Origin of the sequence: Parahoeflea halophila (assembly GCF_900220985.1) — a bacterium.
GTDB lineage: Bacteria > Pseudomonadota > Alphaproteobacteria > Rhizobiales > Rhizobiaceae > Hoeflea > Hoeflea halophila.
Genome location: NZ_OCPC01000003.1, coordinates 183,347 through 199,486, shown reverse-complemented (window position 1 = coordinate 199,486; position 16,140 = coordinate 183,347). Strand labels below are relative to the sequence as shown.

General features: G+C 62.1%; 18 protein-coding genes. 4 read left to right on the top strand and 14 right to left on the bottom strand.

Annotation, left to right across the window (positions count from 1 at the left end):
- Positions 1–24 precede the first annotated feature (24 nt).
- The 3 genes from CRO46_RS11470 to CRO46_RS11460 form a co-directional block, all read right to left on the bottom strand.
- A complete protein-coding gene (locus tag CRO46_RS11470) occupies positions 25–552 on the bottom strand; it encodes a DUF922 domain-containing protein (RefSeq protein WP_179759033.1) in 528 nt (175 codons plus the stop codon).
- A gap of 224 nt (positions 553–776) precedes the next feature.
- Positions 777–1,538: an isocitrate lyase/PEP mutase family protein gene (locus CRO46_RS11465; RefSeq protein WP_097107916.1), complete on the bottom strand. Its 762-nt coding sequence runs from the start codon at positions 1,536–1,538 to the stop codon at positions 777–779.
- Between the two features lie 276 nt (positions 1,539–1,814).
- Positions 1,815–3,698, bottom strand: coding sequence for an ABC-F family ATP-binding cassette domain-containing protein (locus CRO46_RS11460; RefSeq protein ID WP_097107915.1), 1,884 nt, complete (start codon positions 3,696–3,698; stop codon positions 1,815–1,817).
- Positions 3,699–3,825: 127 nt separating this feature from the next.
- On the opposite strand from CRO46_RS11460, the gene CRO46_RS11455 reads away from it, so the two are divergent.
- Complete coding sequence (locus tag CRO46_RS11455; RefSeq protein ID WP_097108250.1) at positions 3,826–4,518, top strand: glutathione S-transferase family protein; 693 nt, start codon at positions 3,826–3,828, stop codon at positions 4,516–4,518.
- A 12-nt stretch (positions 4,519–4,530) separates the two neighbouring features.
- Here the strand turns inward: CRO46_RS11455 and CRO46_RS11450 are convergent, their stop codons facing one another.
- Both CRO46_RS11450 and CRO46_RS11445 read right to left on the bottom strand, forming a co-directional pair.
- The gene (locus tag CRO46_RS11450; RefSeq protein WP_097107914.1) at positions 4,531–5,106 is read right to left on the bottom strand and encodes a hypothetical protein; all 576 of its coding nucleotides are present in this window, start codon (positions 5,104–5,106) and stop codon (positions 4,531–4,533) included.
- Entirely contained in the window at positions 5,099–6,127 is a 1,029-nt protein-coding gene (locus CRO46_RS11445) for a glutathione S-transferase C-terminal domain-containing protein (protein ID WP_097107913.1), read from the bottom strand. The genes CRO46_RS11450 and CRO46_RS11445 overlap by 8 nt, the downstream gene beginning before the upstream one ends.
- A gap of 94 nt (positions 6,128–6,221) precedes the next feature.
- On the opposite strand from CRO46_RS11445, the gene CRO46_RS11440 reads away from it, so the two are divergent.
- Positions 6,222–7,139, top strand: coding sequence for a LysR family transcriptional regulator (locus CRO46_RS11440; RefSeq protein ID WP_097107912.1), 918 nt, complete (start codon positions 6,222–6,224; stop codon positions 7,137–7,139).
- 136 nt (positions 7,140–7,275) lie between these two features.
- The gene (ndk, locus tag CRO46_RS11435; RefSeq protein WP_097108249.1) at positions 7,276–7,698 is read left to right on the top strand and encodes a nucleoside-diphosphate kinase; all 423 of its coding nucleotides are present in this window, start codon (positions 7,276–7,278) and stop codon (positions 7,696–7,698) included.
- A 97-nt stretch (positions 7,699–7,795) separates the two neighbouring features.
- Here the strand turns inward: ndk and CRO46_RS11430 are convergent, their stop codons facing one another.
- From CRO46_RS11430 to CRO46_RS11395, 8 genes are all read right to left on the bottom strand, one after another.
- Positions 7,796–8,251: a GFA family protein gene (locus CRO46_RS11430; RefSeq protein ID WP_425479267.1), complete on the bottom strand. Its 456-nt coding sequence runs from the start codon at positions 8,249–8,251 to the stop codon at positions 7,796–7,798.
- Positions 8,252–8,338: 87 nt separating this feature from the next.
- Positions 8,339–9,028, bottom strand: coding sequence for a uracil-DNA glycosylase (ung, locus tag CRO46_RS11425; protein ID WP_097107910.1), 690 nt, complete (start codon positions 9,026–9,028; stop codon positions 8,339–8,341).
- Positions 9,025–9,525: a molybdenum cofactor biosynthesis protein MoaE gene (locus CRO46_RS11420; protein ID WP_097107909.1), complete on the bottom strand. Its 501-nt coding sequence runs from the start codon at positions 9,523–9,525 to the stop codon at positions 9,025–9,027. The genes ung and CRO46_RS11420 overlap by 4 nt, the downstream gene beginning before the upstream one ends.
- 1 nt (position 9,526) lies before the next feature.
- Positions 9,527–9,784 (bottom strand): molybdopterin converting factor subunit 1, encoded by a 258-nt coding sequence (gene moaD / locus CRO46_RS11415; RefSeq protein ID WP_097107908.1) that lies wholly within the window; start codon positions 9,782–9,784, stop codon positions 9,527–9,529.
- On the bottom strand, positions 9,781–10,365 hold the full coding sequence (gene pgsA / locus CRO46_RS11410) for a CDP-diacylglycerol--glycerol-3-phosphate 3-phosphatidyltransferase (protein ID WP_097107907.1): 585 nt from the start codon (positions 10,363–10,365) through the stop codon (positions 9,781–9,783). Before pgsA ends, moaD begins: the two co-directional genes overlap by 4 nt.
- Before the next feature lie 120 nt (positions 10,366–10,485).
- Complete coding sequence (gene uvrC / locus CRO46_RS11405) at positions 10,486–12,573, bottom strand: excinuclease ABC subunit UvrC (protein WP_097107906.1); 2,088 nt, start codon at positions 12,571–12,573, stop codon at positions 10,486–10,488.
- A 101-nt stretch (positions 12,574–12,674) separates the two neighbouring features.
- Positions 12,675–13,439: an SDR family oxidoreductase gene (locus tag CRO46_RS11400; RefSeq protein ID WP_097107905.1), complete on the bottom strand. Its 765-nt coding sequence runs from the start codon at positions 13,437–13,439 to the stop codon at positions 12,675–12,677.
- Positions 13,440–13,486: 47 nt separating this feature from the next.
- On the bottom strand, positions 13,487–14,425 hold the full coding sequence (locus tag CRO46_RS11395) for a calcium/sodium antiporter (RefSeq protein WP_097107904.1): 939 nt from the start codon (positions 14,423–14,425) through the stop codon (positions 13,487–13,489).
- Between the two features lie 276 nt (positions 14,426–14,701).
- Here CRO46_RS11395 and CRO46_RS11390 point away from each other — a divergent pair, with 276 nt between their 5' ends.
- On the top strand, positions 14,702–15,340 hold the full coding sequence (locus CRO46_RS11390; protein WP_097107903.1) for an outer membrane protein: 639 nt from the start codon (positions 14,702–14,704) through the stop codon (positions 15,338–15,340).
- A gap of 93 nt (positions 15,341–15,433) precedes the next feature.
- Here the strand turns inward: CRO46_RS11390 and CRO46_RS11385 are convergent, their stop codons facing one another.
- Complete coding sequence (locus tag CRO46_RS11385) at positions 15,434–16,087, bottom strand: DsbA family oxidoreductase (protein WP_097107902.1); 654 nt, start codon at positions 16,085–16,087, stop codon at positions 15,434–15,436.
- Between the last annotated feature and the right edge of the window lie 53 nt (positions 16,088–16,140).

The following is a 16,140-nucleotide window of genomic DNA, read 5'->3' as shown; positions in this document are numbered from 1 at the left end:
CCGCTTCAGATCAGAACGATCATATTACAACAACGCTTTGAGTCGCTTCCTCTCGCGAGCGTCGAAGCGGTCATGAGCGCGCAGATGTTGCGTTTTCAACTTCGAGATGCGGTCCTTGATCCTGCGTTTGAGGTCGCCGCAGCCTGAGGCCGACCGCATGCCGGAGATGGATTTCTTCATCCGCGCAGCATAGGCCCGCGCAATGCGGACATGGGCGTTCTCATGGGCGGTGATGGTCCGGTCGAACCGGGCCCATGTTCGCTTGACCTGAGCCGGGACGGGTTTTCCTTCCCGCCATTTCGGCAGCACGATCACAAGTTCAAGGCCGACAGACTTGACCGTGGCTGCGCACGCTTTGCCGTCCGGCTTCAACGTATAGTCGGGGTGAAAGGTGATCTCGACCAGCCCAAAGGCCCGTCCACCGCGTGGCGCATTGGCCCGTACGCTGCGGGCAAACCCTTGTGTTGTTTCCGCGTAGACCATGTAATGCCGGTACGTTGTGCCGGGTTTTCCCGTTGTACAGGCACTCAGTGCCGCGGCAATCCAGATCAACAGCGTAACCTGCAGCCGACTTTGAAGGCCAAGGGCGACCAATGGCCCTAACCGGCTTGCACCATGGGTCGGTCGGCAAGCGACCTTCGTTGCATGTTTTGCCATTCGCCCTGCCTCGAAGCCGGAGAGAAGCGAAAATCTAACAGCAAACACTGGATGGACAAATCGCCTGCCGGTTTAGCCTTGTGCCGTGGTTCGTGACAGGCTGCCGCAGCAAGTTCAGGCTATGATAATTTCGCAAAGCGTACGGAAAGATCGGCAATCATGCTCCGGTAAGGCGCCGGGCCGGCAGATATGCGCGCGACCCCGAGCGCGCCCAGCTCTGCACGGGATGGGCTTGTACCCGGACGCAGGACATTGACCGGCAGGGAAACCGCACGGCAGACGCGCCTGATCAGTTCCGGTTCGGACAGTCCTGGAATGAAGAACCCGCTGGCGCCGGCCTGTTCGTAGCTCTGTGCCCGCTCGATTGCGCTGTCGACAAGACCCTCGTGCCGCAAAGCGTCCTTTTCCTTCAGGAACAGGTCTGTTCGGGCATTGATGAACAACGGCATCCCGGCTGAGTGTGCCGTCTCGCGGATTGCGGCAATGCGGTCGGTCTGCTCGGCGATCGCATAGAGATCATCAGCACCGACAATCTGGTCTTCGAAATTGATGCCGACGGCCCCGGTTTCGATGAGCCGGGTCACGTTTTCGGCCAGTTGGGCGGGTGCGCGTGCATAGCCGCCCTCGAAATCGATCGTGACCGGAAGATCAGTCGCATGAACGATTCTTTCGCTGATGCTCAGGAGCAGTTCCAGCGGAATCTGCTCACCATCGGAATAGCCTTGAGCCGCGGCAACCGACCAGCTACCCGTCGCAATGGCCGAAGCGCCGGCTTCGGCAATGGCAGCGGCGCTGCCGGCATCCCAAATGTTGTAGAGCACGAGCGGTTGGCCGGGAACGTGAAGGGTCGCAAACTCGTCGGCTTTTGCAGACTGGGTCATTCGGGACCTCCCTGGGGTCGTGAACGCTGAAGCTTGAACTGCCAAGCGCCACAATTATCCAGCCCAAACCGTTCGTCAATCAACTGCACCGGCCAACCATCAAAGCCGGCGGCATAGGTGAAGACGGCCTTGCGTGACCGGCAGGGACAACGGTCCGGGTTGGTGCACGCGTCGAACAACAAAGAGCTCCGGAGAGTTCCGCGCGGTCGGGTTACGAACGTCGCTTCAAAAGCGCCACGGTTTCTGAGCAGGAAATCCCGGAAACCACTGTGCATTTTACTCGGACGCTTCGGCTTCCTCGACTTCGCTTGTCAGCACCAGCCAGTCTTCCTCGGCCTTGGCCAGTTCGGCTGCCCGATCAGCCCGCTGCTTTGTCTTCTGCGCGATCTTGTAGGGCGCATCGGCAAACTGGTCCGGGTTCGCAAGTTCTGCATCAAGCGACTGAATCTGTTTGCTAAGTCTCTCCACCAAGGATTCGAATTCCTTGATCTTTTTCTTCATCGGCGCAAGGTTCGCACGCTCGCGGGCAGCCTGCTTGCGCTTCTCCGCCTTGGAGCCGCCGCCGTCATTGTCCGAGCTCTTCTTGCTTTTGCTCGAGGAGCCCACCACTTCCTGGCGGTAGTCGTCCAGATCGCCGTCAAACGCGCTGACCGTGCCGTCCTTGACGATCCACAACCGGTCGACCGTGGCTTCGATCAGATGCCTGTCATGGCTGATCAGGATCACTGCACCTGGAAAATCATTGAGCGCCCGGATCAGCGCAGCGCGACTGTCGATGTCGAGGTGGTTGGTCGGCTCATCGAGGATCATCAGATTGGGTGCATGGAAGGCCGAAAGCCCCATAAGGAGCCGCGCCTTCTCGCCGCCGGAGAGATCCTTGGCAGGCGTGTTCATCTTGTCCTGCTTCAGGCCCATCTGCGCCACCCTCGCACGGACGCGCGCCTCCGGAGCATCGGGCATGAGCCGGCGCACATGGGCGACTGCTGATTCCTGGGGGATCAGGTCATCCATCTGGTGCTGGGCGAAGAAACCGGTTTGCAGTTGCGGTGCCACCCGCAGGCGGCCACCCTCGGCCTCAAGCCGGCCGGCGATGAACTTGGCAAAGGTCGACTTGCCGTTGCCGTTCGAGCCGAGCAGGGCGATCCGGTCGTCGGCATCAATCCTGAGGTCGAGCCGTTTCAGCACCGGCGATCCCGGCGTGTAGCCGACCGAGCCGTCCTCGATTGCGATGATCGGCGAGGCGACGCCTCTCTCTGGCCGCGGAAACGAGAACCCGCTGACACTGGTCTCCACGACCGCATCGACCGTGCCCATCCTCTCAAGCGCCTTGAGCCGTGACTGTGCCTGGCGCGCTTTCGACGCCTTGGCGCGGAAACGTTCGACAAAGGCTTCCATGTGCTTGCGTGCGGCAAGGCTCTTCTCGCGCGCCTTCATCTGGTGCTCGTCGCGCTCGGCCTTCTGGCGCTCGAACTGGTCGAAACCGCCGCGATAGAAGGTCAGCTTCTTCTGGTCGAGATGGACGATCGCGTTGGCAGCCGTGTTCAGCAGGTCCCGGTCATGGCTGATGATCAGCACGGTGTGCGGATAGCGGCGGATATAATCTTCCAGCCACAAGGTCCCTTCAAGGTCGAGATAGTTGGTCGGCTCGTCAAGAAGCAAAAGGTCGGGTTCGGCAAACAGCACCGAAGCCAGCGCAACCCGCATGCGCCAGCCGCCGGAAAAACTCGAGGCCGGCCGCTGCTGTGCGTCCTGGTCGAAGCCGAGGCCGGCCAGGATCGAGGAAGCGCGGGCTTCCGCCGAATGGGCGTCGATATCCACCAGCCGGGTCTGGATCTCGGCGATGCGGTTGGGGTCGGTCGCCGTCTCCGCCTCCTTCATCAGCCTGGTGCGCTCGAGGTCGGCGCGCAGCACGATCTCGACCAGAGCAGTCTCTTCCGACGGCGCTTCCTGCGCCACCTGGCCAATGCGGGTGTTCTTGGGGATCGAGATATGGCCGGTCTCGCTCGCCATTTCGCCGGTGATGATCCTGAAAAGGGTCGATTTGCCGGCGCCGTTGGGGCCGACAAGCCCGGCCTTGATACCTGCGGGCAGCGCCAACGAGGCATTGTCAATCAAAAGCCGCCCGGCAATGCGTGCGGAAAGGTCTGTGATCGTAAGCATGCCCGCGCTTCTGGCGATGTTGAACCAAAATGGCAAGGGGAAACCACGCAATGATGGTCGCAACCCGGGTGACAACCGCTTCGTGTTGCGCCACAACAATGCTGAATTGGCGTTGGGAGACAAACACATGACCATCATCTTTCACGAACTTGTTGGCGCGGATTCGTCACGCCCCTTCAGCCCTCATTGCTGGAAGACGGCGATGTCGCTTGCCCACAAGGGTCTGCCGTTCGAGCGTCGTCAGGTGTGTTTCACCAAGGTGCCCGAGGTAGAGGGCGGCGTGTCCAGGACTGTGCCGGTCATCCGTGATGGCAGCCAGGTCATAGCCGACAGCTTCATGATTGCCGCCTATCTGGAGGAAACCCACCCGGACAAGCCGAGCTTGTTTGGCGGGGAGGGCGGCCAGGCCATGGCCCGCTTCATCGAGAGCTGGACCAACACGGTGCTGCATGGCGCCATGCGCGATATCGCTCTGATGGACATCCACAATGCGCTTGCGCCGGCCGACCAGGCGTATTTCCGCACCAGCCGCGAAGCCCGCATGGGCATGACGCTGGAACAGGTGGCGGAAGGGCGTGCGAAAGCGCTCGAGGCGCTGCCGGCGACGCTCCTGCCACTACGCACGACCCTGAAGCGGCAGCCCTGGATTGGCGGTTCATCGCCGTTGTTTGCCGATTACATCGTCTTTGGCGCCCTGCAATGGGTGCGGCTGACCGCCGGGATCAGCCTGGTTGAAACCGCAGACCCGGTGGGCGACTGGTTCGAGCGCTGCCTCGATCTGCATGATGGACTGGGGCGCTCGGCTCCCGCAGCGGTCTGAGCTGCCGGGCGTTCAGCCCGAGGGAGTGAGCGAGGCCATGGCTGCGAAGAACATCAGGATGCCCAGGCCCCAGTCGAGATGCCGCCGGTGCCAGCGTGACGCCAGGTACTGACATCCGGCCCAGCCCGCTGTGGCCCACAGCGCCAGGCTGAAGATGGTCAGCAGCGTCAAGCCGGCAAAGGCAGCGGCCAGCGTCACGGAGCCGCCGGCGGCGGATCCCGCGAGAAAGAACGCCACTGCCCAGCTTTCCGGGCTTTGCAGATAGTGCCGCGGGAGCGCCGGGTGAGTGATGGCCGCCACCGGATCCCTTCGGGTTCCCGGATCGGCCATGTAGCGGCTCAGTCCGGCCACCGCCAGCAAGAGCGAGGCGAAGATCACCGCCGCCCCGCCGATCCACGCGGGCAACAGCCGCAACAAGCCCAGCGCCAGTCCGAACAGCAGCAGCCAGCCGCAGAGGCTGACAAACATCGTGTCGAGCACCGGCCTGACGGTTCGCGCAGCACCCGCCGCCAGCATCGCCTGGTTCTGAGGCGCAAACCCGAAAACCGCCACAGCGACAACTCCCGAGGCTATCACCGCGTCAGACATGGGAGGATTTTATCCCGGATCGACTGGTGATCCAAGCAGCGGCTGCCGGCGCCGGGACGGCGCGTCTCACGCATCCGGCAAACACGCGCCCGGCGTCCGGGGTCCAGTCAAGATCCGGCAGATCGGCGATGATGCGATGTGGATTGGTGGCGCCGTCATTGAGGAAGTACCCCTCCTGGATGGTCCGCATCTGGACGGTGTCCTGAACGCCGGGCAAAGACAGGATGTCGCGCGTATGGGCCCAGAGCGCTGGGTGGTCGGTCAGGCGCCGGCGGGTGAGACGGAAAAGCGGACCATAGACCGTGTCGAAACGGACCAGCAGGCAGAACAGGCGGATGTCGGCGACAGACAGGACGGGGCCGAGTAGGAAGCGCCGGTCGGCCAGCCGAGCCTCGAGATCGGAAAGCGTCGCAAAGACCGTGTCTGTCGCCGCGTCGTAGACCGCCTGCGTGGTGGCGAGACCGGCGCGATAGATCGGCTGCGCCAGCCGGTCGCGGAGCAGGGCAAGCAACTCCTCCGTTTCCTTCTGCGCGCTCTCCGGGTGCAACCGGGCCGGACCCGCGCCGCCCAGAAGGTCGAGCCATCGCAGAATATCGCCGGAATCGGCCAGAACCAGGCGCCGCTCCATGCGGTCCCAGAGCACCGGAACCGTGGCCCGGCCGGTGAAACCGGGTGCCGTCGCCGTGTAGAGTTCGTGGAGATGCCGGTAAACTGTGGTCGCGTCCGCCGTCGTCGCCGAAGCAGACAGCGGCCCCTCGGGCGACAACGCGTATCCCTCAATCCGCGGCCCGCCGGCGACATGCAGCGGTACCGTCTGCTGCAGCCCCAGCAGCGCGCGGGTAACCAGCGTCGCATGCGACCACGGGCAGCTGTAGGACGCCACCAGAACATAGCGTGCAGCCAAATCGCCTAGAGCGTTATTGGTGCTCAGAGATGACCAGTGTGGAAAGCTGTGGCCCGTCGCATCCGTTGATTTCGGGTCGGGGTTGTCGTGCCATTCTCCGTCTATTAGCATTCCCATGTGCGCCTCCTGAGAAAATTGTGCCTGCAGGATACCGCGTTACTTCAGAAAATTCCGGTTCAAAATCTGTGTAATCTGGTCTATGAAATAGACCATGTTGCCACCCTTCATCCATTTGCGTGCCCTAGCTGCGGTCATCGAGGAGGGCGGAGTCCGACCGGCCTCAAAGCGACTGGGCATTGCCCATTCTGCGGTCAGCCGGTCGCTTGGCGAGCTCGAGCTCGCCACCGGTGTTGCCATGGTGCGGAGGCGTGGTCAGGGGCGCAGGCTCGAGCTCACCCCCGAGGGCCAGACACTGGGCAACGCGGCGATCGCCGCGATCGCCGGGATCGAGGCAGCACTGGCCACGATAGCCCGGCCTACGGGCCGCAACGGCGTTGTCATCAACACCACCTCGTCCTTTGCTGCCCGCTGGCTATTTCCGCGCATGCTCGCGTCACGGGAAGTGTTGGCCGGTGTCGACGTCTCGGTCACCGTCAGTCGTGAAGTGGCACCTCCGCAGAGTCAGGGCGCTGACCTGTCTGTCAGGCTGGGCGCGGGCCCCTGGGCGGAAGCCGGTGCCATGATACTGGGTAACGATCTGCTGCTGCCGGTGGCCAGTCAAGGATATCTGCGCACACTGGGTCCGGCGAATAATATTGCGGCCATGCGCCTTTTGCATGACAGCGATCCCAGCGCGCAATGGCAGACGTGGGCGCGGCTGCATGGTCCAACTGGCATGGATTGCAGCCGGGGACCACGCTATGACTCGGGCGAGGTTCTGTTGCGGGCGGCCGAGTGCGGCGAGGGCGTCGCACTGGCGCGGCTGTCGCTGACCCGTGACAGCCTGGCGTCTGGATTGCTTGTTGCCCCGTTTGGCAACCAGTCAGTGCGTCTGCCGAACTCGATCTGGCTCGTTCCCAATCCGGCCACGGCCCGGCGCGGCCCGGTCGACCGTGTGGCGCGGTGGCTCGGCACAGCGCTGGCCGTGGAAGGGGTTTGGCCTGTTGCGCCCGACGCCCCTTGCGGATGACAGGCCATGCGGCTATTTAGGCGCCAACTCCGGGCCGGAGATCTTCCAACCCGGTTTTTCGCACACCGAACATCTTGCGCAGGCAATTGCCGGGCTCAAGTCTGGTGACCACAACCAAATGACAGGACAGACCACAATGGCGATTGAACGCACTTTCTCGATGATCAAGCCCGATGCCACCAAGCGCAACCTGACCGGCGCCATCACCAAGGTATTCGAAGACAACGGCCTGCGCGTGGTCGCTTCCAAGCGCGTCTGGATGAGCAAGCGCGAAGCTGAAGGCTTCTACGCCGTCCACAAGGAACGCCCGTTTTTCGGCGAACTGGTTGAAGGCATGACCTCCGGCCCGACCGTCGTCCAGGTGCTCGAAGGTGAAAACGCCATCCTCAAGAACCGCGAGATCATGGGCGCCACCAACCCGGCCGACGCCGCCGAAGGCACCATCCGCAAGACCTACGCGCTGTCGATCGGCGAGAACTCGGTGCACGGTTCGGACGCTCCCGAAACCGCAGCCCAGGAAATCTCCTACTGGTTCTCCGGCACCGAAATCGTCGGCTGAACCCGCTTCAATTGCGGCCGGACAATCCGGCGCTTGAACACGATACGAAAGGCGGCCTGGGGGTCGCCTTTTTCGTTCGTTTCCAAGGCTACACTTCTCAGCTGCTCGCTGCGTACTCGGCAATCAGGTCCGGCATCTCGTCCATTGCCGGAAAACCCTGGAAGCTGTGTTTGGCGGGCGTCGTGGCCCAGTCAAGTTTTTCTACGGTCATTGTTTCAATGAATGGCGAGAACCAGTTCGCATCCTCAAGCAATGTCGGACGAACATTGACAAATGTGTGAACGCCCTCGATCCGCGTGAACATCCAGGTCATGCAGGACGGGCAGAAGTTGTGATGCAGTTGCGGCCCCCTGAGGCCGCCGACAACCGTATCGCCTTCGATGACGTAAAACCCGTCGACCGGTATCATCGCTGTCAGGGAGTAGGCGCTGCCGGACATGCGCTGGCAACCGGTGCAGTGGCAGGCGGCTGTCATCAGCGGGGACTGCGTGATCTGGAACCTGACCTCGCCGCAGCGGCACTTTCCAGTCATGGGTAGAATTGACGGTTTCACGCTGGCTCTCCTGTGCAGGCTGTCGGGTCGAGGGGTCGTGTTGACTTGGACGATCGGGCCGGGGTGTTGGCGGTCGGTTGCCTCCGCTCAGAGCTTTTCCGGCAGCTGCCAGTCGACCGGCTCGAGACCGTTCTTCTCAAGAAACTCATTGGCCTGGGAAAAATGCCTGCAGCCGAGAAAGCCGTTATGCGCCGACAGCGGCGAGGGGTGGGCGGCCTTGAGCACTAAATGGCGGCTGCTGTCGACGAATTGCGCTTTCTTTTGCGCATAGGCGCCCCAGAGCAGGAACACCACCGGGTGCTCGAGCTGGTTGACCCGGGCGATCACCGCGTCGGTGAACTTTTCCCAGCCACGGCCGCGATGCGAGGCGGCAAGCCCGCGCTCGACGGTGAGCACCGAGTTGAGCAGCAGCACGCCCTGCCGCGCCCAGCTGACCAGATGTCCGTGCGGGGCTCTGGGGACGTCGAGATCGGCTTCCAGTTCCTTGTAGATGTTCTTCAGCGATGGCGGCGTGCGTACATCGGGCCGCACCGAAAAGCACAACCCGTGTGCCTGGCCGTCGCCGTGATAGGGGTCCTGGCCGAGGATGACCACCTTGACCTCATCGAGCGGTGTCAGGTCGAGGGCTGCGAAATACTCGGACGGTTTGGGGAAAATCACCTTGCCTTCCGCCAGTTCGGTTTTAAGAAAGGATCGCAACTCACCCATGTAGGGGCTTTGAAGCTCCGCCGACAGGGCAGCCTTCCAGCTCTCGTCAAGCGTGACCGTGGTATTCACGATCTGCTCCGCCAGCGTGCCTTGGCCTTGTCGTCGGCATCCTTGGCCGACACCCACTCGCCCGCGCCGCCGTCTTTCAGATGTTCTTTTTTCCAGAACGGCGCATCGGTCTTGAAATAGTCCATCAGGAAAGCGGCGCCGTCAAAGGCCGCCTGCCGGTGCGAGGCGCATGCCACCACCAGAACGATATTGCCGCCGGGAGCGATCTTGCCATAGCGGTGAATGGCGGTGAGGCCGGTCAGCTCGAACCGCTCGGCCGCCTCTTCGGCGATCGCGCGGATGGCGCGTTCCGCCATGCCGGGATAGTGCTCGAGTTCAAGCGCGGACAGCCGGCCGCCTTCGTCACGGCACAACCCGGTAAAGCTTGCCACTGCACCGACATCGGCACGGCCGGCGGTCAGCGCGCCGATCTCATCGCTGATGTCGAAGTCGCTGCTCTGGATCCGGACGGTCACTTGCACCGGCCGTTTCGCCGGGGGCGTGCTGTCCGCCGTCATCTCAGCCCCCGGTCATCGGCGGAAACAGCGCGATCTCCCGCGCGTTGCCGATGGCCTCGTCATGTCCGGCATGTTCCTCGTCGATCGCCGCGCGGATCACCTGCGGCACTTCAAAGGCCGCCGCATATTCTTCGCCCAGCGTCGCAAGATGCGCGATCAGGTCACCGACGGTGACGACGCTCTCGGGCAGCTCCAGCTCTTCCGATCCCTTGCCGATGCGCTCGCGCACCCAGGCGAAATAGACAACCTTCAAGCTCATTCGTCCACCATATGCTTCAATCCGGCGCGGAAATAGTCGTAGCCGGTATACATCGTGATGATCGCCGCGATCCACAGCAAACCGATGCCGATTTCCGTTGTGTAGGGCAGCACCTTGTCACCGGCAGGACCTGCCAGCAGGAAGCCGAGAGCCACCATTTGCAGCGTGGTCTTCCATTTGGCGATCCAGGTCACCGGCACCGACACTTTCAGGGCGGCGAGATACTCGCGCAAACCCGATACCAGGATTTCCCGGCACAGGATGATGATTGCTGCCCAGATCGACCAGCCGGCAATGGTGCCGTCGGCGGCGACCAGCAACAGGATTGCAGAGACCAGCAGCTTGTCGGCGATCGGGTCGAGCATCCGGCCGATGTTGGATGTCTGGTCCCAGATCCGGGCGAGGTAGCCGTCGAAGAAGTCGGTCACCGATGCGATGATGAAGATCAGAAGAGCACTCCATCGCGCCAGATCCGAGCCGTGCAGCCGGCCTTCGATGAAGAAGCACAGAACGATCAGCGGAACCGCCAGGATCCGTCCATAGGTCAGTATATTCGGTATGTTAAGCGCACGTGACGCCATGGGGCACCCCATCCGTTTCAGGATTCTGCGCAAGATGCGCGCGGCCAAGCCGAAAGGTCAACCGTCCCGCCGCGTATTAGCGCCCGAATGCCGCAGTTTCGTGTCGCTCGTTGCTTCCATTCAGCGATTATCCTCGTGGAAATGATTGTAGACCAGCTCGGCCACGTTGCGTGAAATTCCTTCCACGGCAACAAGGTCCTCGATCCCAGCGCGCGACACCGCCTTGGCGGTGCCGAAATGATGCAACAGCGCGCGCTTGCGCGTCGGCCCGATGCCGGCGATCTCGTCCAGCGGATTGGCAACCATCTCCTTCTTGCGCCGCGCCCGGTGCGTGCCGATGGCAAAGCGGTGGGCCTCATCGCGCAGCCGCTGGACAAAATAAAGCACCGGATCGCGCGGCGGAAGGGTGAAGTCCGGCTTGCCTTCCACGAAGAAGCGTTCGCGCCCCGCCTCGCGGTCCATACCCTTGGCCACGCCGATGGCGGTAATCTTGTCGGCGATCCCGAGTTCTTCGAGAATCGCGCGCACGGCGCTCATCTGGCCCTTGCCGCCATCGATCAGCACCAAGTCGGGCCAGGCCGGCATCCCCGACTGCGTCACCGCATCGGCATCGTCCGCCGCGTCCGGCGGCGTCGGCCCGGCACCGCCGTGCTCCTTGATCAACCGCGAGAACCGCCGCTGCATGACCTCGCGCATCATGCCGAAATCGTCGCCCGGGGTGATCTCGGTCGATTTGATGTTGAACTTCCGGTACTGATTCTTGGCAAAGCCTTCTGGCCCGGCCACAATCATCCCGCCAACCGCGCTGGTGCCCATGATATGCGAGTTGTCATAGACCTCGATGCGGCGTGGCGGGTGCGGCAGGTTGAAGGTTTCGGCCAGGCCCTTGAGCAGCCGCGTCTGGGAAGCGGTTTCCGCCAGATTGCGGCCGTGGGCCTCACGCGCGTTGCTCAGCACCTGGTCGACCAGTTCGCGCTTCTCGCCACGCTGCGGCACGCTGATTGCGACCTTGCGCTCCATCCGCACGCTGAGCGCTTCCTCGAGCAGTGACCGGTCCTCGAAATCTTCAGAAATCAGGATCATCCGCGGCGCCGGTTTGTCATCGTAGAACTGGCCGATAAAGGCACCCAGGATCTCCCCCGAGGCCAGCGACGGATCGGCTTTCGGAAAATAGGCGCGGTTTCCCCAGTTCTGTCCGGTGCGGAAAAAGAACACCTGAATACAGGCCATGCCGGCATCGTGGTGGATGGCGAAAACGTCAGCTTCTTCAACTGTCTGCGGATTGATGCCCTGGTGGCTCTGCACGTGGCTGAGCGCCGACAGCCGGTCCCGGTAGATCGCCGCCCGCTCGAAATCGAGATCGTTCGAAGCCGCCTGCATCGCCGTCGACAATTGCGACTTGACCGCCTGGCTGCGGCCGGAAAGAAACCCCTTGGCCTCGTTCACAAGTTCGGCATAGCCCTCGGCGCTGATCTCGCCGGTGCAGGGGCCGGAGCAACGCTTGATCTGGTAGAGCAGGCAGGGCCGCGTGCGGCTTTCATAGACGCTGTCGGTGCAGGTCCTGAGCAGAAATGCCCGCTGCAGCGCATTGATTGTCCGGCCAACCGCGCCGGCAGAGGCGAAGGGGCCGAAATAGGAGCCCTTGCGCGAGCGTGCGCCGCGATGCTTGAATATCGCCGGGGCCTCGTGGTTGCCGGTGATCAGGATATAGGGAAACGACTTGTCATCGCGCATCAGCACGTTGAAGCGTGGCTTCAGCCGTTTGATCAGGTTGGCTTCAAGCAGCAGTGCCTCGGTCTCGGTGCGCGTGGTGACGAATTCCATGTTGGTCGTCTGCGCGATCATCCGGGTGATGCGGTTGGAATGGCCGCGGCCTTGCGCGTAGTTCGTCACACGCTTCTTCAGGCTGCGCGCCTTGCCGACATAAAGCACGTTGCCGGCTTCGTTCATCATCCGGTAGACACCGGGCTGATTGGGCAGGTGCTTGACGAAGGCCTGAATGACCTCGGCGCCCTTCAGGCCCCTGGCAAGGCCGGGGCTTTCGTTCCACTCCATATCGGCAATGTTGGCGACATCGGCGGGGAGGGGAGCCTCGGCTTCCGTCAGCTCGTCCTCGTCGCTGTCGGTTTCCGCATAGATCACGCCACCATCGGATTTCGCCGCGGCTTTGGAAGGTTTCGGGGATGTCTGGTCGGGCTGGCGAGTCATCGGCCGATCTTATCAACTCCTGACGCTGTGTGGGCAAGAGAGGGTTTGCTCAAGTACCTGTCATCTGGCGTCAGCAGTGGAGTTTATCAAGCGCAAACAGCCTATTCACCGATGCCGGTCACATCGGGTGTTTCCCAGGCCAGATGCTGGCCGCCGTCGAGCGCGATCATCTGGCCGGTCACCGAGCGTGCGTCGTGCAGATAGCGGATGGTGGCGCCGAATTCGGCGAGCTCCGGCCCGTGCTCTAGCGGCACCGCCGAAGCCTGTTTGGAAAAGTCATCGCTCTTCTGGCGGTTATTGGCGAGTGTCGGGCCGGGGCCAATGGCATTGACCCGGATTCGCGGCGCCAGAGCCTGGGCCATTGTCTGCGTCGCTGTCCACAGCCCGGCCTTCGACAGCGTGTAGGAAAAGAACCGGGGCGTCAGCTTCCACACCCGCTGGTCGATGATGTTGACGATCAGCCCGTCGCGTCCGTCCGGCAGGTTCGCGGCCATGGCTTCGGCCAGAATCGCCGGGGCCTTGAGGTGAAGGGCGAAATGCCGGTCGAATTTCTTTTCGTCAAAGTCGCGCACGTCGTCGTCCACGAACACCGAGGCATTGTTGACGATGATGTCGGGCGGGGCGAGCCTGGCAGTCACCTCGTCATGCAGCCGACGCGTCGCCTTGCTGTCCGACAGGTCAGCCAGAAATACCTCCGCGACGCCGCCCAGATCGCGGATCGAGCCCGCCACGGCTTCGGCTTCCTTGCCGCTGCTGTTGGCGTGAATGGCGATCCGGTAGCCGTGTGCGGCCAGATCCAATGCGATGGCCTTGCCGATGCGGCGCGCGGCGCCGGTGACAAGAACTGTTCCCCTGGAAGATGTCATGCTGGTTTTCGGTCCTTGTCGCTGCGCCCGGAAGGCCGCCTTCAAATTCAGAATACCGAAAGGATATAGGCCGCAAACGCCACAAGCATAGCCGCGCCGCCAAGCTTTTTGATCGGCACGTTCCAGTGCGCAAGTGCGACCACCAGCAGGCTCACGGCCAGCATCACCCACATGTCGACAGAGACGATTCGTGGATCGACTTCGAGCGGCAGAATAACTGCCGTCGCACCCAGAATGAGCCCGATATTGAAGATGTTGGAGCCGACCACGTTGCCGATCGCGACAGCGCCTGACTTGCGCCAGGCGGCCATCACTGAGGTCACCAGTTCCGGCAGCGAAGTGCCGACTGCGACGATGGTCAGCCCGATGGCAGTTTCGGTGGCGCCAAGCATACGGGCTATGTGCGAAGCGCCTTCGACTGTCAGCCATGCTCCGATCGGCAGGCCGATCAGGCCACCGCCGATGAACAGGCCCGTCTTCCAGCCCTGCTGCGGCAGGTTGGCGACCTCGTCATGGTAGTCGGGCACGGTTGCCACGCCGCTGTCGCGGGCCGCCTTGATCTGCCAGGCCAGATAGGCGACGATCATCACAAGCAGGATGGCGCCGTCGATCCGGCTCAGCGGCCCGAACCACATCATCACCATCAGCGCCACGCTCATCACGATCATCACCGCCAGTGACGACGCAATACCGTTCTCGCGGCAATTGATTGTCATCAGCAGGGCCGGCGCGCCGAGCACCAGCAGCACATTCGCAATATTGGAACCGACGACATTGCCGATGGCAATGCCGGACACATTGTTGAATGCTGCCTGCAGCGAAACGAAGAGCTCGGGAGCCGAGGTGCCGAAAGCCACGATGGTCAGGCCGATGATCAGGGGGTCGATAGACAGTTTCTCTGCCAGCGCAACAGCGCCACGCACGAGGTAGTCACCGGCAAAGACAAGGACGATCAAGCCCGCGATCAGGGTCAAAATGCTCAACATGCTGTAAAATCAACGCTCGCGGTTTCATTCGGATAGTCCCCATATAGGCGATGGCTGTCCATTCGCAATGGAGTCAAGGGGCAGGCAACGGCAAAAATGTTGCCCGAAAGCAACAGCGGCGACTGCCCTTTTTCTGCCGCGGAGTCTTCACAATCTCGGCGCTAACCCGCCGCATTCGATCTCCATCTTGCAGCCTGTCGGAAGGCATCCATCCCAATGCCCCCGTGGCTGAAGGTCCGCTGTTTGTGTTGGGCCCGTCAAAACAAGGAGAATAAAATGCGTATTCGTAAACTGGCACTGCTGGCAGCAGCCGCTTCCCTGTCGCTCGCCGCACCCGTGCTGGCCGCGGACGCTATCATCGAACAGCCACCTGAGCCGCCTGTCGCGGAAGTTGCACCGCAGGCTTACCTGTGGACCGGCGGTTATCTCGGTGGTTATGGCGAATACAAGTGGGGCGAGTTCGACGCTGCCCCGACTCAGAACGCCAATGGTTTCGGCGGTGGTGTCTATGGCGGCTACAACTGGCAGTCTGACAACATTGTCTATGGTGTGGAAGGCGACATCGGTTACTCCGGCGCTGACTTCTCTGCCGGCGGTGTGACCGGCAAGCAGGGCTTCAACGGCTCGCTGCGTGCCCGCATGGGTATCGACGTCAACCCGTTCCTGGTCTACGCGACCGGCGGTATTGCCGCCACCCGGGCAGAGCTGACCAACGCAGCCGGTTCGGACACCAACACCCATGTCGGCTGGACCGCCGGTGCAGGCGCGGAAGCTTTCCTGACCGAAAACATCACCACCCGTCTCGAGTATCGTTACACCGACTACCAGTCGAAGAACTACAATCTCGGTGGCACCAACGTGTCGTCGGGCTTCGACGACCACTCGGTTCGCGTCGGTATCGGCATGAAGTTCTGATTTGTCAGAACCTGAAAAGGAAAAAGCCCGGACGAGCCATCGTCCGGGCTTTTTCTGTTTTCAGGTCGATGATGCTGCGAAACGGTAGCCGTGTCAGGCGGCAGCGCCTGTCAGCTGCTTGACAATGCTGGTGTAATTCTCCGTGCCCTGGGCGCCGGTCACCAGGTGTTTGCCATCAAACACGATGGCCGGCACGCCGCGAATGCCCTGCTGCACCCAAAAGCTCTCGATCTTGCGCACGTCTTCGGCATAGCGCTGCTCTTCAAGCACGGCTTTCGCTTCGGTCTTGTCAAGTCCGGTCTCACCGGCAATTTCCACCAGCACATCTGTATCCGACAGGTCCCGCTGATGCGTGAAATGGGCCGAAAACAAAGCCTGTTCCATCGCATTGCCGAGTCCTTGCAGATTGGCCCAGTGGATCAGCTGATGCGCGTTGAAGGTGTTGTGCATGCGCATCTCGTCGGTGAAATTGAAAGCGAATCCCAGTCCTGCGCCCAAAGCCGTCAGGTGTGCCCGGCTTTGCTGCGATTGCTCACGGGTGCTGCCGTATTTCTCGCTGATGTGTTCGGCAAGGTTCTGGCCTTCCGGGCCCATCTCGGGGTTGAGCTCGAAAGGGTGCCAGTGAATCTCGTGTGCCGTGCCGGTTTTCTCCAGCGCCTGCTTGAGCTGGCTGTAGCCGACGATGCACCACGGACAGACGACATCCGATACGATGTCGATCCGTAAAGGCTGGGTTTGCTCGGTCATGAATAATCCAATGTTCCAGTGTGTAGGGAGGTTTTGGAACTTCACATAATCAC